This is a genomic window from Staphylococcus sp. HMSC034G07, assembly GCF_001835975.1.
GTDB lineage: Bacteria > Bacillota > Bacilli > Staphylococcales > Staphylococcaceae > Staphylococcus > Staphylococcus ureilyticus.
Window position 1 is genome coordinate 466182 of the sequence record NZ_KV826609.1, and the last position, 18094, is coordinate 484275.

16 protein-coding genes are annotated in these 18094 nt (G+C 31.4%); 1 reads left to right on the forward strand and 15 read right to left on the reverse strand.

Annotated elements, in window-relative coordinates; genetic code table 11:
* Positions 1-26 precede the first annotated feature (26 nt).
* The 3 genes from HMPREF2586_RS10250 to HMPREF2586_RS10260 all read right to left on the reverse strand — a co-directional run bounded on the left by HMPREF2586_RS10250 (position 27) and on the right by HMPREF2586_RS10260 (position 4848).
* A complete protein-coding gene (locus HMPREF2586_RS10250) occupies positions 27-1676 on the reverse strand; it encodes a glycoside hydrolase family 13 protein (RefSeq protein ID WP_070658602.1) in 1650 nt (549 codons plus the stop codon).
* Positions 1677-2230: 554 nt separating this feature from the next.
* Positions 2231-3640 carry an NADP-dependent phosphogluconate dehydrogenase gene (gene gndA / locus HMPREF2586_RS10255; protein ID WP_070038247.1) on the reverse strand — a complete coding sequence of 470 codons (1410 nt, stop codon included), beginning with the start codon at positions 3638-3640 and terminating at the stop codon, positions 2231-2233.
* 68 nt (positions 3641-3708) lie between these two features.
* A complete protein-coding gene (locus HMPREF2586_RS10260; protein WP_070658604.1) occupies positions 3709-4848 on the reverse strand; it encodes a M20/M25/M40 family metallo-hydrolase in 1140 nt (379 codons plus the stop codon).
* 201 nt (positions 4849-5049) lie between these two features.
* Between HMPREF2586_RS10260 and prli42 the strand changes: the two genes are divergently transcribed.
* Positions 5050-5148, forward strand: coding sequence for a stressosome-associated protein Prli42 (gene prli42, locus HMPREF2586_RS12890; protein WP_150822912.1), 99 nt, complete (start codon positions 5050-5052; stop codon positions 5146-5148).
* Between the two features lie 170 nt (positions 5149-5318).
* On the opposite strand, the gene HMPREF2586_RS10265 is transcribed toward prli42, so the two are convergent.
* The 12 genes from HMPREF2586_RS10265 to xseA all read right to left on the reverse strand — a co-directional run bounded on the left by HMPREF2586_RS10265 (position 5319) and on the right by xseA (position 18082).
* Complete coding sequence (locus HMPREF2586_RS10265) at positions 5319-6314, reverse strand: aromatic acid exporter family protein (RefSeq protein WP_070812735.1); 996 nt, start codon at positions 6312-6314, stop codon at positions 5319-5321.
* 12 nt (positions 6315-6326) lie between these two features.
* Entirely contained in the window at positions 6327-6764 is a 438-nt protein-coding gene (gene brxB / locus HMPREF2586_RS10270; RefSeq protein ID WP_046208198.1) for a bacilliredoxin BrxB, read from the reverse strand.
* A gap of 215 nt (positions 6765-6979) precedes the next feature.
* Complete coding sequence (locus tag HMPREF2586_RS10275; RefSeq protein WP_070658608.1) at positions 6980-8260, reverse strand: dihydrolipoamide acetyltransferase family protein; 1281 nt, start codon at positions 8258-8260, stop codon at positions 6980-6982.
* Positions 8261-8272: 12 nt separating this feature from the next.
* Positions 8273-9256: an alpha-ketoacid dehydrogenase subunit beta gene (locus HMPREF2586_RS10280; RefSeq protein WP_046208196.1), complete on the reverse strand. Its 984-nt coding sequence runs from the start codon at positions 9254-9256 to the stop codon at positions 8273-8275.
* Positions 9249-10247: a thiamine pyrophosphate-dependent dehydrogenase E1 component subunit alpha gene (locus tag HMPREF2586_RS10285; protein WP_070658611.1), complete on the reverse strand. Its 999-nt coding sequence runs from the start codon at positions 10245-10247 to the stop codon at positions 9249-9251. The genes HMPREF2586_RS10280 and HMPREF2586_RS10285 overlap by 8 nt, the downstream gene beginning before the upstream one ends.
* A gap of 16 nt (positions 10248-10263) precedes the next feature.
* Entirely contained in the window at positions 10264-11685 is a 1422-nt protein-coding gene (gene lpdA / locus HMPREF2586_RS10290) for a dihydrolipoyl dehydrogenase (protein WP_070658613.1), read from the reverse strand.
* Between the two features lie 493 nt (positions 11686-12178).
* On the reverse strand, positions 12179-13087 hold the full coding sequence (locus tag HMPREF2586_RS10295; RefSeq protein WP_070038254.1) for a phosphate acyltransferase: 909 nt from the start codon (positions 13085-13087) through the stop codon (positions 12179-12181).
* Between the two features lie 73 nt (positions 13088-13160).
* Positions 13161-14840 (reverse strand): DNA repair protein RecN, encoded by a 1680-nt coding sequence (gene recN, locus HMPREF2586_RS10300; RefSeq protein WP_064208921.1) that lies wholly within the window; start codon positions 14838-14840, stop codon positions 13161-13163.
* Between the two features lie 20 nt (positions 14841-14860).
* The gene (gene ahrC / locus HMPREF2586_RS10305) at positions 14861-15313 is read right to left on the reverse strand and encodes a transcriptional regulator AhrC/ArgR (protein ID WP_019468379.1); all 453 of its coding nucleotides are present in this window, start codon (positions 15311-15313) and stop codon (positions 14861-14863) included.
* Between the two features lie 319 nt (positions 15314-15632).
* Positions 15633-16520 carry a polyprenyl synthetase family protein gene (locus HMPREF2586_RS10310; protein WP_064208920.1) on the reverse strand — a complete coding sequence of 296 codons (888 nt, stop codon included), beginning with the start codon at positions 16518-16520 and terminating at the stop codon, positions 15633-15635.
* Positions 16507-16752, reverse strand: a complete 246-nt coding sequence (locus HMPREF2586_RS10315) for an exodeoxyribonuclease VII small subunit (protein ID WP_103161483.1) — start codon at positions 16750-16752, stop codon at positions 16507-16509. The genes HMPREF2586_RS10310 and HMPREF2586_RS10315 overlap by 14 nt, the downstream gene beginning before the upstream one ends.
* Complete coding sequence (gene xseA / locus HMPREF2586_RS10320) at positions 16742-18082, reverse strand: exodeoxyribonuclease VII large subunit (protein ID WP_070658615.1); 1341 nt, start codon at positions 18080-18082, stop codon at positions 16742-16744. Before xseA ends, HMPREF2586_RS10315 begins: the two co-directional genes overlap by 11 nt.
* Positions 18083-18094: the final 12 nt, after the last annotated feature.

The following is an 18094-nucleotide window of genomic DNA, read 5'->3' on the forward strand; positions in this document are numbered from 1 at the left end:
ATTTAATGTGGTAAATCGAAAATGTTTTATAATTTAATTACAAATGCTTCGTATGGTTGGATATTTTCAAAATCAATAGTATTGCTTTTATAGTTGTGTAGTAAGATATTTTCTTCTATCACGTTCATATCAAAGTATAATTTAGCTTCTTGATTTGTTAAATTACCAACAATTAGTACACTTTGACCATCTAATTCTCGTGTATATGCAAATACTTGACTATTTTCTGAATCAACTAGATTAAACGTTCCATATGTAAAAATATCTTGAGATTTTTTTAATTTTATTAAAGCTTTATAGAAATTTAATATTGAATTTGGGTCTTGTTGTTGTTGTGCAACATTAATCGTTTTATAGTTTGGATTTACAGGGAACCAAGGCGTTACGTCTGAAAATCCTGCAAAGTTAGAACTATTCCATTGCATAGGCGTTCGTGAATTATCTCTATTTTCTTTTTTATGTTTATCTAAAAGTTTGGATACGTCGCCACCCTGCTGTTTGACAATTTGGTATTCATTGACTACTGCAACATCATTAAAAGTTTTAATATCATCAAATGGATAATTGGTCATACCAATTTCTTGCCCTTGATAGATAAAGGGTGTACCTTTTTGTAAAAAATAAACGACTGCATGACTTGTAGCAGATTCAAACCAATAATGCGAATCATCTCCCCAAGTTGATACACGTCTTGGCTGATCATGATTTTCAATAAATAATGCATTCCAACCAACATTTTCAAGTTTTTTTTGCCATTCATTTAACACATTTTTATAGGCATTGACATCAAATTTAACATCACCTGAATTCCATAAACTTAAATGTTCGAATTGAAAAATCATATTGAACTTACCAGTTGACTCACCTACCCATGGTTCAGCATTATCTGGACTGACGCCGTTTGCTTCCCCTACAGTCATAATATCATAATGATTTAAAGATTTATCCTTCATTTCTTGTAACCAAGTTTGTATGCCAGGTTGATTCATATCCACTTCAAATGCTGGCGCATAATCTTTTCCTTCTGGTAGTTTTAAGTCACCAGCTTCAAATGTTTTTTTAATATGTGTTATTGCATCTACTCTAAAACCATCTATACCTTTATTAAACCACCAATTCATCATTTCAAAAATAGCATTTCTCACTTCTTTATTTTCCCAGTTTAAATCTGGTTGTTTTTTACTGAATAAATGAAAATAATATTGACCTGTATGTTCATCAAATTCCCATGTAGATCCATTAAATATACTTTCCCAATTATTTGGCTCTGAACCATCTGGTTTCGGATCTCTCCAGATATACCAGTCACGTTTAGGATTATCTTTACTTGATTTTGATTCTATAAACCACTGATGTTCATCTGACGTATGGTTTACGACTAAATCTAATATTAATTTCATATCTCTTTGATGTACTTCATATAGTAATTGATCAAAATCTTCCATAGTCCCAAACTCATCCATAATATCTTTATAGTCGCTAATGTCATAACCATTATCATCATTTGGAGATTTATACATTGGGCTAAGCCAAATAACATCGATGCCTAAATCATCTAAGTAATCTAATTTTTCTATCACACCTTTTAAATCTCCGATACCATCGTTATTTGTATCATTAAAGCTTCTTGGATAAACTTGGTAAGCAATTGCTTCTTTCCACCATTTCCTGTTCATATAAATCCCCCTTCAAAGGTATTGAATTCGTTAAATCCGTTCATTATTAATATTTGAAGTGTTACCTATGAGTTGTATTGTCATAAAATATTTGCATGACAAGCAGTAGCGAATATTTCATTGTTATAGGTTAATACAATATTAAATATAAAAGAATTAATTACATATATTATTAGGTTAATTAATGTATGTATAAAAGTCAAAAGTTTGGCGTAATCGCTTCCAAATGAAACAGGTATGATATAAAAAAGATATTTAGTTTATACATATAGATTTCATTTTTAAAAATCAGCTAAACAATAACTTTATTTTTAAATTCGATTGAATAAGTAATTTTATTTATAGAAAAAACACTTCCGTATAAATTCATTTTATATTATGAATTTAGCGAAAGTGTTTATATTATAATTATGAACTTCACTATTTGAGGCCAATCCATCGTTAATTTTAATGACAATTAACACGCTTTAGCTAGAATTACTTATGTTTTTGGTAATTTTTCAGTTCCATCTGAGATAATTATATTAGAACATGAATGTTATAAAACATCTAAATTATTCATCAATCCACTGTGTATGGAAAATACCAGAACGGTCTTTACGCTCATATGTGTGTGCACCAAAATAATCGCGTTGTGCTTGGATTAAGTTAGCTGGTAAATTTTCTGAACGATAACTGTCATAATAGTTAATACTTGCAGAAAAACCAGGTGTTGGTACGCCATTTTGTACGCCTGTTGCTACAACGTCACGTAAAGCATCTTGATAATTTGTAACGATGTCTTTGAAATAAGGATCTAATAGTAAGTTTTGTAATTCACTATCATTATCATACGCTTCTTTAATTTTTTGTAAGAATTGCGCACGGATTATACAACCTTCACGCCAGATCATAGCAAGCTCACCTAATTGAAGATTCCATGCATGGTCTTCACTAGCTTTTCTCATTTGAGCAAAACCTTGCGCGTAAGAACAGATTTTACTCATATAAAGTGCTTTGCGGATTTTTTCAAGGAATGCTTCTTTATCACCCTCAAATTTAGCACTAGGTCCATTTAATTGTTTAGAAGCATTTACACGTTCTTCTTTAATTGAAGAAATAAAACGAGCAAATACAGATTCAGTGATTATTGTTAAAGGTATTCCTAGTTCTAAAGCATTGATAGATGTCCATTTACCAGTACCTTTTTGGCCGGCTGTATCTAGTATTTGTTCAACTAATGGTCCATTTGTTTCATCATCTAATTTATTGAAAATATCACCAGTTATTTCTATTAAATAACTTGATAATTCCCCAGCATTCCAATCCTTAAATGTTTGAGCGATATCTTCATGTGACATACCTAGTAAGTTTTTCATCATTGCATAACTTTCTGCAATTAACTGCATGTCAGCATATTCTATACCATTATGGACCATTTTAACGTAATGTCCGGCACCATTTGGTCCGATATAGGCTACACATGGTGCGCCGTCTTTTGCTTTTGCTGATATAGCTTCTAATATATGACTCACTTTATTAAAAGCTGCTTCTTGTCCACCAGGCATAAGTGAAGGTCCTGTTAATGCACCAACTTCACCACCAGATACACCCATACCAATGAAATTAACACCACTTTCAGCGAGTGCTTTGTTTCGTCTAATTGTATCTTGATAATTAGTATTTCCACCATCAATTAAAATGTCATCATCGTCTAATAATGGTAAAAGCGTATCAATTGTTGCATCTGTAGCTGTTCCTGCTTTTACCATTAGTAGTATTTTACGGGGTTTTTCTAAGGAATTTACAAATTCTTCCATTGAATATGTTGGATGTATGTTTTTTCCTTCAGATTCTTTTACCATTTCATCTGTTTTTTCTGAAGAACGGTTAAAAACTGATACGCTGTATCCACGTGATTCAATATTCCAAGCAAGGTTTTTACCCATTACGGCTAAACCTACTACACCTATTTGTTGTGTCATTTAACTAACCTCTCTTATTAAAGTTTTCTAGTATATTGTATCACAAAGGTATCTTTATATTCACTTAATCAGTTTATAGATTGTTTAATAAGCACGTCGTTAATACTTAAAAGTTGACTAGCTAACTGATTTAAAGATTCAATTGAAATTCTTTCTTCTGTAGTGTGAATGTTTTCATAACCTACACCTAAAATGACTGTAGGTATTCCAAGTTGATTTATTATATTACCATCTGATCCACCACCAGCAATGACAGTATTTGCTTCTAAACCTAAAGCTAAAGCGCTAGATTTTGCTATAGAAGTTACCGCTGCATCATCAGAAATTTTAAATCCTGGATAACTTTTGATGATTTCTACTTCGGCATGACAATGATACCTTTTTGCTGTTGTTTCAAAAACAGATTTCATATGATTGACTTGTCTGACGATACTTTCTTCTGAATGTGAACGTGCTTCTGCATTTAATGTTACTTTTTCTGCCACAATATTGGTAGCAGAACCACCTTCAAAACGACCAATATTTGCAGTGGTATAGTCATCTATTCGACCTAAGTTCATTTCACTAATTGCCTTTGCAGCTACATTGATTGCGCTTATACCATGGTTAGGTGTACTGGCGTGCGCTGTTTTTCCAAATATAGTCGCATTCAGTTTCATTTGAGTTGGCGCACCAACTACAGTTGTGCCAACTGGAACACTTGCATCAATTGCAAAACCATAACTCGCATCTAGTAAAGTTTTATCTATTGCTTTCGCCCCCTCTAAGCCAATTTCTTCACCAACAGTCAAAATAAATTGAATTTGACCATGAGGCAAATGTTGTTCATTAATAACATGGATAAATTCTATAATAGCTGCTAAGCCAGCCTTATCATCTGCACCTAAAATCGTAGTTCCATCTGAGTATATGTATCCATCATCTTTTACAGTTGGTGTGATTTTTTGACCTGGTACAACTGTATCCATATGACTTGTGAAATATATTTTTTCAAGATGGTCATAATTGGGCGTTGCCTTTAAGGTGCAAATTAAATTATTCGCACCTAAAGTATCATTTTGAATACTGGCTTTATCTTCATAGATATCTATATTTTGCTGTTCCATTATTTTTTTAAGATGGTATTGGATATCCTGTTCATTGCCACTTTCAGAATCAATTTGAACGAGTTCTAAAAATGTCTCTAATAGACGTTGTTTATTTATCATATAAATCCCCTTTTCTATAATCACAATTTATTTTAGTTTACATAAGTTTAAAGCTTAGCAAAACAAATATGTTTATACGTATTCGTCTAGTTATGTTATAATATACATTGATAAAATAGTAGTGACTTGAAATATTGTGGATGAGTCACAGTACAATATTGCTTTTTAAAACGCATTTGATATATTTTGGAGGAATTAAGTTTGAATAACAATAAAGTGCTTAGATTTATAATTGTAGTTATGTTGATAGCAGTCGTACTTGCATTAATCTTGACGAGTATAGTTCCTTTAACAAATTAAAAAATGAAAATAAATATTAATTAAAATTGTGTCATGTATCATTTAGCGGTGTAAATTATATTGCTTTATGGTACATTTTTTGTGCTTTTTTACATTAAAATGACCTAGGTAAAAGAAAGTGAGTGCGCCATTTCTTTTAACTAGGTCAAGGTGATTATTATTTATGCATATTATGAAAAAATTGTTGATTTTGTATCTTTATGTAATTTTAAGGATCCGAATTGTGATTTAACTTCTAAATATTCTTCTAATTCATTGAGTAATTGTTTAATGCTTGCTCTAGTTCTGAAAGAAGCATGTGAGTTTGGTAACTCTAATTGATCTAACTCTAATTTGATTTCATAAAGAGAATGCAAGCGTAAGGCAGTATAATCATTACTATTTACGTTTTGAGCTACCTCTAAAAACAAACTACTGATTTTATCTAATAACGTGTCTTTTGTTTCAATGTTTTGTATCATTTTAGACATTCTTTCTAATAATTCTAACTGTGCTTCTCTCATATCAAAATAATGATAGTAAGAATTTTCATTACGTACAAAATGATTTTTAACATCTCTAAATGCAATTGATTTTGCTTTTTGTATCGTAAGTTGTAATTGATTGAAGGACATATCTAAAGTAGGGTTAGGTGCTTTGCAAGTAGTACTAAATGTTTCAAAGATTTTTGTGAATTGATTTTCTATTTCCTCTTTATATTGTTTTAGTTTAAAGTCTAAACTAGGCATGATTAAATTCATTAAAAATGCAATACCTAGACCAACGATTAACAATAAAATTTCATTGATAAACAAGTGTATGTCAATGACTTTAGCATTAAATACATGCAGCAAAATAACACAACTTGTAACTACTCCCTCTTGTACTTTAAAAACAACAGTGAGCGGTATAAATAAAAGTACGATCACACCTAAAATAATTGCGCTTTGACCAAAATAACTGAAAGCTATTGAGCCAATCACAAGGATTAATATACAAGAGACAAATCTAGATATTATCGCTTGTAGTGAATGCACTTTTGTATGTTTAATACAAAGCACCACTAAAATGGCACTAGAAGCAAAATTATCTAACCCCATTAATTTAGCAATGATAATTCCTAGTGCCATACCTACAGCAGTTTTAATTGTTCTAAATCCGATTCGATATGGATTTAATCGCATCATCGATGTTAACCTCTATCTTTCATCACAATAAGTATCAAATAAATTTTGTAATTGATTAATAACATCCATCACATCGTGGCCTTCGATTTGATGGCGTTCTATCATTTGTGTGATTTCACCATTTTTTATTAATGCAAATGATGGGCTTGATGGTGCATATCCTTTAAAATAATCTCTTGCTTGTTGAGTTGCTTCTTTATCTTGTCCAGCAAACACTGTTACAAGTCTGTCTGGTAATTTATCATAATGTAATGCATGCGTAGCTGCTGGTCTAGCAATACCACCGGCACAACCACAAACTGAGTTAACCATTACTAGTGATGTGCCTTCTTGATTTAAGACTTTATCAACTTCATCAGCTGTCGTTAATTGTTCATAACCTGCTTCTTCGATTTCATTTCTTGCTTGGCTTACTACATCATTCATATATAAATCAAAATTTAAATCCATATTCAAATCACCTTTCGTTATCAATTTATTAATTTCATTTTACTAATATATAGACAATAGTTCAACATGTGTGTTTAATCTGACAACAAGTTCGTTCATCATGGAACCTTCAATAATAAAGTTTTTAAAATAAAAAAGTTAGAAATCAAAATAATGAAATTTGATTTCTAACTTACTATTTATCATATTTAATAGTATTTACCGATATTACAAAACTAATAAATGCTTGTGTTTTCTATAGAATATTGCTCGATTCTCGTTTTGACGAAATTCATAAATCTACCTGCTTGCAAGCCATCTAATATACGATGGTCGATAGAAATACATAAATTAACCATATGTCTAATTGCAATCATATCATCAATAACGACAGGTTTTTTGATAATAGATTCAATTTGAAGTATTGCTGCTTCAGGGTGATTGATAATTCCCATAGATGATACTGAACCAAATGTACCAGTATTATTGACTGTAAAAGTACCACCTTGCATATCTTCAGATCTTAATTTTTTATTACGTGCTTTTTGAGCTAAATCATTAATTTCTCTAGCAATGCCTTTTAAAGATTTTTCATCAGCATTTTTGATTACTGGAACATATAATTTCTCTTCATCAGCTACTGCAATTGAAATATTAACATCTTTATGCATTACTATTTCAGAATTTTGCCAGCTGCTATTTAGTAAAGGATATGCTTTTAAGCCTTCTGCAACTGCTTTTACAAAGAATGCAAAATAAGTAAGGTTATAACCTTCATTTTCTTTAAAACTATTTTTATGATAATTTCTTGTTTTAACTAGATTTGTAGCATCTGCCTCTACCATCATCCAAGCATGTGGGATTTCATTAACACTGTTGACCATATTTTCAGCAATTTGCTTACGAACGCCATTTACTGGTATTGCTGAACCCGGAGAGGGTTCATTATATTGCACTTGCTTATTGACTTTAGGTGAGTCTTTAGGCGCGATGATTTCTGAACCTAATTTATGGGTACCTTCTTTGATTGCTTTCTCTATGTCCTTTTTAGTTACTCTTCCTTCAAAGCCAGTTCCTTTAACTTGTGAAAGGTCAATTTGATGTTCAGACGCTAGTTTAAATACTACAGGTGAAAAACGTCCATTATTTTGAGGGCGCTGATCAGCTGCAGCGTTTTCGCTATTGTTTACATTTGAGTTACTCTCTTGAGTTTGTGATGTTTCTTTTACATCTTCAGGTTGGTCATTTGTAGCACCGTTATCGGTATTTTCATCTGATAAATCTTCTTCAGTATCTAAGTAACAAATTACTTCACCTACTTCAACTGTTGTACCTTCCTCCACAATAATTTCACGGATTGTACCTGCAAATGATGATGGCACTTCTGCTGTAACTTTATCAGTTATGACTTCACAAAGTGGGTCATATTCTTCTATTTTATCGCCTACTGAAACAAGCCATTGTTCAATTGTTCCTTCATGTACACTTTCACCGAGTTTAGGCATTTTAATTTCCATGGTTGTGCCTCCTTAAAATTCTGCGAGTTCACGCATTTTGTTTTTTATTTTTTCTGGATTTATCATAAACTCATCTTCAAGCGTCGGTGCAAATGGCATTGATGGAACATCTGGCCCGGCAAGTCTCATAATCGGTGCATCAAGGTCAAATAAACAGTTTTCTGAAATAATAGCGGCTACTTCAGAAATAATACTTCCTTCTAAATTATCCTCAGTAACTAATAATATTTTACCTGTTTGTTTCGCGCGTTCAATAATTGTATCTTTATCTAATGGATACACGGTACGTAAATCTACAACTTCAACATTGATGCCTTCTTCCATTAACATATCAGCAGCTTGTATACAATAATTGACACATAAGCCATAGGTAAATACTGTAATGTCATCTCCTTCACGTTTTACATCAGCTTTACCAATTGGCACCGTATAATATGACTCAGGTACTTCTTCTTTTAATAAACGATATGCTTTTTTATGTTCAAAGTATAGGACTGGGTCATTAGATTCGATTGAAGCAAGTAATAGCCCCTTTGCATCATAAGGTGAAGAAGGTATGACTATTGTTAGACCAGGTGTTGATGCAAAAATAGATTCTACACTTTGAGAATGGTATAAAGCGCCATGAATTCCACCGCCAAATGGAGAACGAATGGTTAATGGACAGTGCCAATCATTATTTGAGCGATATCTCATCTTAGCAGCTTCACTCATAATTTGGTTGGTAGCAGGTAAAATGTATTCTGCAAATTGTATTTCTGCCACTGGTCTTTTACCCATCATTGCTGCTCCTATACCAGTTCCCACAATGTTAGATTCAGCTAATGGCGTGTCTAACACACGTGCTTCCCCATATTTTTGTTGTAATCCTAGAGTAACACCAAAGACGCCACCTTTTTTACCTACATCTTCACCCAATACAAAAACATCATTGTCTTTTTCCATTGCTTGGTCTAGACCTTGATGAATCGCTTCTAAATAAGATAATTTAGCCATTATTTAAGCTCCCTTCTTCGTAGACATGTGTGTAAGTTTCTTCTGGTGATGGATAAGGTGCTTTTTCAGCTTCTTTTGTAGCTTGATTAACAATTTCTTTATGTTCTTTTTCTATTTCATCCAACCACTGTTCATCAATAATTCCTTCTTCTAATAAGAAAGATTTGAATTTTTGATTACAATCCAATGATTTTAATCCTTCACGTTCTTCTTGTGAACGATATTTATCATCATCATCAGAAGAATGCGCAGTCAAACGTGTACACATCGCTTCAATTAAAGTTGAACCTTCGCCACTCAATGCACGCTCACGAGCCTCTTTCATAACTTTATATACTGCAATAGGATCATTGCCATCTACTTGTTCACCATGTATACCATATCCAATAGCACGATCAGATAATTTTTCAGTACCATATTGCAATGAGTCAGGTACAGAAATAGCATATTTATTATTTTCTATAACGCAAATAAAAGGTAATTTATGTACACCAGCGAAGTTTAAACCTTCATGGAAATCTCCTTGGTTAGAACTTCCTTCACCTACAGTAGTTATTGCAATATTTTGTTTACTGTCCATTTTTAAAGCTAGTGCAGCACCAACTGCATGTAATATTTGTGTAGCAACTGGTGAACCTTGAGATAGAATTCCTTTTTCTTTTTTACTAAAATGAGATGGCATTTGTTTGCCGCCAGAACTGATATCATCACGTTTACCAAAAGCAGCTAACATTGAATCAAGTGGCGTCATACCTAAATATGTAACAAGTGCAAGATCTCTATAATAAGGTGATGAAATATCCCCTTCTTGCATTGCGAATGCCATACCTATTTGTGTAGCTTCTTGTCCCTGACAGCTTATTACAAAAGGTATTTTACCTGCACGATTAAGTAGCCACATGCGCTCATCAATTTTTCGGCCTAAATCCATCCATTTATACATAGATTTTAATTCAGAAGTATCAAGACCTACTGATTTATAATCAAACATTTTGTATCCTCCTTAATTAAACGTGAATCGATCTATTTTCGACTTTTAATCCTAATTCCATCAGCACTTCTGAAAGTGACGGATGTGCATGTGTAGTTAACCCTAATTCCAATGTTGAACCATTCATAAATTGAAATAGTGATAATTCATTAATGAGCTCAGTTACGTGGGGGCCAATCATATTTATACCTAGGACGTTATCGTTTTCTTGATCAATTACAATTTCACAAAAACCATTCAAATTTTTTGTATTTTCAATGACAGCTTTTCCAATTGCCTTAAATGGAACTTTAAATGTTTTTGTTTTGAATCCTTCCTCATTCGCTAATTCTTTATTTTGACCAATACTTGCAACTTCTGGTTGTGTATAGACACATTTTGGCATTTTATTATAGTCTACTGAGATTGGTGTAGCATCAAACATATGCTCAATGGCTGTTATGCCTTCTTTAGATCCAACATGTGCGAGTTGTAATTTACCTATACAATCTCCAGCAGCATAGATATGTTTGTCTTCTGTTTGTTGATATTCATTTACGACTATATGGTCTTTATCCGTCAGTTTTATTTTTGTGTTGTTTAATCCAATATCTGTTGTATTTGGTTTACGACCTATGGCTACTAATAATTTATCAAAAACGAATAATTCTTCCTCGATTTGAATTTCAATACTGTTATCTTTAGTAGAAACATGTTCTTCAGATAGTTGGACATCTACATAAAAATTAACGCCACGTTGTTCTAAATCATTTTGCAACGCTTTTGCTATTGATTTACTTTCAGTAGGCAAAATACGTGGTCCTGCTTCGATAACAGAAACTTCTACACCTAAGTCCACCATTAAAGATGCAAATTCTAAACCAATTACTCCGCCTCCTATGATAGCAAGTGTTTGCGGTAATTTATCTAACTTCAAAATATCATCACTAGATAACACAGTGTTGCCATCAAAAGATAAAAAAGGCAAGGGCATTGGAGATGATCCTGTACAAATTAATACATTATTATTTGGAATTAATTCTGATTCACCATCATCATATTCTACTGAAATAGTGCCACTTTGAGGTGAGAAAATAGATGGACCTAATATTCGTCCGATACCATTAAACACATCTATTTTATTATGTTTCATAAGTTGTTCAACACCGTTAAACATTTGTTGGACTACTTCATTTTTACGCGTTTGCATTCTTGAAAAATTTAACTTAAATGCATCAATATCTACACCAAATTCACTTGAATTTGTAACTGTTCTTAATACTTCAGCGGATTTTAAGAGCGCTTTTGTTGGTATACATCCTTTATGTAGGCAAGTACCTCCTAAAAGTGACTTTTCTACAAGCGCAACTTTTTTACCTAATTGAGATGCTCTTATTGCTGATACATACCCAGCTGTTCCTCCACCTAAAATTACTAGATCATATTTTTCATCTGCCATATTTTTGCTCCTAACTGCAATCTTAGTATTATGTCAAAAATCATATTTAAACATTAAATTCGTATAGTATTTAAAATTCAATCTATAGTTTACAGTTTAATATTTATTTGAAAGAACATTGATAAAAGAATTGTATAGCAAGTTTAAAGTATTTAACAAACTGAATTGTTTAATGTTAATTAATTTAAACATACGAATAAAATCACCTTTGAATTTTAAAAGTGATTTCAATACAAATTTTTGAAATTTACTAAAATAACTTCATTTCATTAATTTTTAAAAACGAATACTTTCAGTAAAATGTTTAAATAATGAAATATGAATAGATACTATTATTACAATAAGTCTTATATAGAAAATCGTTACTTACTTTACATAAACAAGTGCAACAGCATTTAAATTTTCTATTAATTGATATCCTTTACTATCTTACATCAAAATTCAGTATTATAAAATTAATAACCTAAATAATAGTGTAAAAATTCAAATTTATTTAGTGGTTAAATTTATTTTGTGTTTTCAAAGCAAGTAATAAGGAGTTTAACTTATTTTGCTTACTTTCTGCCCTTGACGTGAAAACAATTGGGAATTTTGCGCCGAGTAACAAACTGGAAACAGAAGCATTTCCAAAATGAGTTAAAGATTTTAATAATGCACTCCCAACATCTATATTTGAAACGATAAGTGCATCAACATCACCAGCAATACTAGATGTGTAATTTTTTTCAATCGCTCTTTTTTTACTGATTGCATAATCAAATAGAATTGGTCCATCTACTTTTACATATACATCCGAAGTTCGATTGAAAATATTTTTTAATTTTTCAGCATCAATAGATGATGGTATCTTTTTAGACGCATATTCGACTGCAGATAATAATCCAATATTAAATTTATCGTAACCTAATGTATTACTAAATGTAGTTAGATTTTTAATGATTTGCTTTTTTTCTTCTATCGTAGGTGCCACATTATATGCTACATCACTAATCATTAAAGTTTTATGGTAATTAGGTATACTAAAACACGCAACATGGTTTAAAAACCCATATTGGTCTATAAAATTTTTATTGCTTAAAATAAAAGAAATCATTGATGTGGCTTTCATTTTTCCTTTCATTAAAACAGTCACTTTGCCCTGCGATAAATCTTCTGCGCATTGCTTAAGTAATTGATAATCACTTGAAAATGTTAGCACATGAATCCTATTTAGGATTTGAGGTTCTAAATCAAAAGAACGAATGATTTCCGTAGTGTCTTGGGTATCATAAATAAAAATGTCTATGTTAGTTAATTTTAAAGCTTTAACTAGTACTGATATCATTTTTTCGTCATTTGCATATAAAACGGCTACATTTCCATTCATTGTTTCACATGGTTCAACTAAATGTTGGAATCGCATAAAATCAACATCCTTCACTGATTATTTATCTAACCCAGCTAGCACTTGTATTAACAATAGTGAATATAGATTTTTATTTTAAATTGTGGTTCTGCTCTATCATTTCTTTCGCATTTTGTCTGGTTAATTCTGTCACAGTAGCACCAGAAATCATTCTTGCTACTTCATCAATACGTTCTTCTCCAGTCAATTCTTTAACTTGTGTTGTTGTTCGTTCATCATTAGAATTTTTACTAATAAATAAATGGTGGTCACTCATGGACGCAACTTGTGGTAGATGTGATATACATATCACTTGTATGTGTTCAGCCAATCCTTTCATTTTCTCTGCCATCTTTTGAGCAGCTTTACCAGATACACCAGAATCTACTTCATCAAATAAAATTGCTGTCTGGCCTCTTGTTTTTACAAAGATAGTTTTTAGCGCCAACATAATTCTTGATAATTCTCCTCCAGAAGCAATTTTATTTAAGCTCTTTAAGGGTTCGCCTTTATTTGGACTGATTAAAAATTCCACAAATTCTATTCCTTCTCGGTTCGGTTTATCTAAAGGTTTAAATGAAATTTCTAAATTAGCATCATTCATCTGAAGGTTTTGAATTTCATCTACAATATGATTACGCAAAGTTTGTGCAACATTTCTTCTTTCTTGCGATAACTTTTCTCCTAATTCCATAACATTTTTATATAAATCATCGATTTCTTGACGTAATTGAGCAGTACTTTCTTCATAATTTTCAATCTTATTAATTTCGTCAGCCATTTTATCTTGATACATAATTAGTTCATTAACATCTTTACCATATTTACGTTTCAAACTATTTAATAAATTCATTCTAGATTCTAATTCATTTAAATATTGTTCATCAAATTCTGTATTCGTTAAATCATCGTACAATTGATGTTTAGCATCCTCAAGCGTGTAATAAAATTGGTCGACATCTTCTTTTAGTTCATCATATTTATCAGGTAAAATTTCACTAATTGATTGTAACTGATTACTCAATTCGTATAAACGATCTGTAATGGCATGCTCATCTGTCAACGTGACGTGTGCATTGTTTAAGGCTAAACTGAGACTTTCTGAATTTTGAATACGTTTGATATCGCTCTCAAGTTGAGGGACTTCGTTTTCAATAAGATTCGCTTCTTGTAATTCTTCATATTGAAATTTTAACAAGTCTAACCGTTGTAATAACGCTTGATCGGCTGACTCTAAATCTGCTAATTCTTTTTTCTTAGCGCTGTATTTATCAAAAGTATCAACATACGATTCAAGCAGTGATTTATATGTATTTTCGGCATAATTATCTAATAAATGTAAATGATATTTTTGCTTTAATAATGTTTGTGTTTCATGTTGCCCATGTATATCTAATAATTCTTGCATTATTTTTCTCAAATCTTGTAAAGTAACTGTTTGATTATTAACTCTACAAATACTCTTACCTGAGCTAAATATTTCTCTTTTTACTAATAAAAAGTCTTCATCGATATCGATAGATAAATCATGAAGTATCGAAATGGCTTCTTTACTATTATCTATATCAAAAATTCCTTCAATAACAGCTTTTTTTTCGCCATGTCTAACATAGTTTGATGAAGCACGCATACCAATTAATTGACCAATCGCGTCTATAATAATTGATTTACCAGCACCAGTTTCGCCACTCAAAACAGTTAAGCCATCACCAAAGTTTACTTCTAATTCATCTATAATTGCGAATTGTTTAATTGATAAGGTTTGTAGCATTTATAATCACTTCCTTATACTTATAATAGATTAAAGATACGTGTTTTGATTTTTTCGCTGGCTGATTCATCTCTGCATATAATTAAACATGTATCATCACCACAAATTGTGCCCAACACTTCATCCCAGTCTATTTGATCTAAAATTGCCCCAATTGATTGAGCGTTACCAGGTAAGGTCTTAAGTACTAAAAGGTTTCCAGTACCATCAATATTTACAAATGAATCCATTAAATAACGACCAAGTTTTTCTAAAGGATGATATTTTCTGTCATTAGGTAAACTATAAACATATTGACCAGAAGGTGTAGGGACCTTTATTAACTGTAATTCTTTAATGTCGCGAGAAACAGTTGCTTGGGTAACATTTAACTCATATTCATTTAAACGCTTTACCAGTTCATCTTGGGTTTCAATTTTTTCATTAGATATAATTTCTCTTATTTTAATATGTCTTACTGATTTTTTTGCCATGTATAGCACCTCTGTAAACGAATATTTATACAATGATTTTAACACATGGACAATGATACTACTACTAAAGTTAATTTAACAGAAATACTTTTATTGACTGTTGTGTATACTGCCTGTCTATTTTCGAAGTGAATTAAAAATAAGCCATAATTAAATTTTGAATCACTTATACCGATACTATTTTAGTAACAAATGAATATTTATTTATAAAATTATAAATTTTTATAAATAAAAAATCACGCTACGAAAAGTAGCATGATTTAGCATAATTTAATGGTAGAAATTTTATAAAATCTGTAAAAACAGAATCTACGTCTGATTATGATTCTCTATAATTGAATAATTCTACGATATATTTTAGATTACTTGTGTCATATTGTTCAGGTAAACGAGCTAAACACGCATATGCAGATTCAGTATGTGATTTCAGCTTATCTTCTGCCCCGTTTTGACCTAATAATGAGACGTAAGTACTTTTATCACTTTCAAGATCACTACCTGTAGATTTACCTAGTTTCGCTTCGTCTCCATAAATATCTAATAAATCATCTTTTATTTGGAACATTAATCCTAAATGTTCACTAAATTTTTCTAATAAATTAGCTACACTTGGTTCAGCCTCGGCAATATCAACAGCTGCCATTACTGCAAATTTTAATAGCGCACCTGTCTTAGCTTGATGGATATGTTCTAAAGTATTTAGGTCTACCGAAGATCCTTCACCTTCACTTTGCATATCGAGTGTTTGACCACCTACCATACCTAAATGTCCACTTGCAGATGATAAGCGTTTAATCAGTTTTATTTTGACATTATCTTTCAGTTTGTCGTCGTTAACAATGATATCAAATGCTTTAGTGAGTAATGCATCACCTGCTAGTATTGCTTTCCATTCACCGTAGACTTTATGATTTGTCAATTTACCTCTTCGATAATCATCATCATCCATTGCAGGCAAATCATCATGAATAAGAGAATACGTATGTACCATTTCTAATCCAAGTGCTGAAGCGTAACCAAGTTTATAATCTGATGCTAGCATTTCCAATGTTAATAAAAGTAAAACAGGTCTAATTCGTTTGCCGCCTGCTTCTAACGAATATCTCATGCTATGTTCTAAATCTGTATTCAGTGATGAATTCGGAATTGAATTTTGTAATAATTCATTAATTTCGTCAGTTAAATTGTCTATTTTATGATTCATCATGATTTTCTTCCTTTTCAGTTTCTTCATCGCCTTCAACATTTTCTTCAGACATCAATTCGTTCACTTTTTTTTCAGCATTTTTCAATGTTTCATCACAATTTGCTGATAATGTCATACCTCTTTGGTATAAGTTTAAAGATTCTTCTAAAGAAACATTTTCATTATCTAGTTTTTGAACTATACTTTCTAATTCTTTCATCATTTCTTCAAAACTTTGTGATTTATTCGTCATCATTACACCTTACTTTCATAACTTGTGCATCAACAGAACCGTCTTTCATCGTTAATACAATATTATCATTTTCAGCTAAATCGCTAGTACTAGTAACTATTTTATCTTGCTTGTTCACAATTGTATAACCACGTAACATTGTATTGGTTGGACTAAGATTATTCAAATTCTCTATTTTATTAGTTAAATTATTTCTTTGTTTTACAATAAGATGATTCATTAATTTTACAAGATTCGTTTGTTTTTGATTGATAGTTGTTTGTTCTCTTTGAATATTTTGTTTGAAATGTTTTAAGTTGAAACTTTGTTTTATTAACTCTAGCTTTTGCTTATGTTGATTAACTTTAAAAGTAATAGCTAAATTAAGCTGTTTCTCTAAGTCATCCCGTTTTTGAATCTGTTGATCATATAACAAGGTTGGTGTTTTAAATTTGTAATATGAAGCAACCTGTTCTAAATACTGCTTTTGATGTTGAATCTGTTGTTTCATAAACCTGGTTAAAGAAAGTTTTTGTTGTTGAATATATTGCCTCAATTCATATTGATCAGGTGTTGCCATCACTGCTGCTTGTGTAGGTGTAGCAGCACGTGCATCTGCTACAAAATCACTAAGCGTAAAGTCTGTTTCGTGGCCTACTGCTGATATGATTGGCGTTTCACACGCATAAATCGCTTTGACAACATCTTCTTCGTTGAAGTTCCATAAATCTTCTATAGAACCACCACCACGACCAATGATTATAGTATCTACATTTAAATCATCAGCTTGTTTTATTTTTTCAATGATATCATACTTAGCCTGCTCACCTTGTACTAAAGTGTTGATTTGTATTTGTTCAACTAAAGGATATCGACTATTAATAGTAGTATGGATATCTCTAATCGCTGCACCCGTGCCTGCAGTCAGCACAGCGATTTTTTTAGGAAACTTAGGAATAATCTTTTTATGGTTTTGATCAAAATAACCATCTTTAGTTAATTTCTTTTTTAACTGTTCTAATTTTTGATATAAATTACCAATGCCATCTATATGCATTTTATTAACATAAATTTGATAATTACCACGTCTTTCATATACAGAAACACGTGCTTCTAACAACACTTCATCTCCCTCTTTAGGTTCGAAGTCAATTTTCGAAGCATTTCCTTTAAACATCATTGCACTGATGACACTATTTTTATCTTTAACATTAAAATAGAGATGACCGCTACTATGTTTTTTAAAGTTAGAAAGTTCACCTTTAAGCAATACAGTCTGTAAGTGCGGATCTTGATCAAATTTATATTTAATATATTTAGTTAAAGCTGAAACGCTTAAATAATCTGACATATTATATCACTC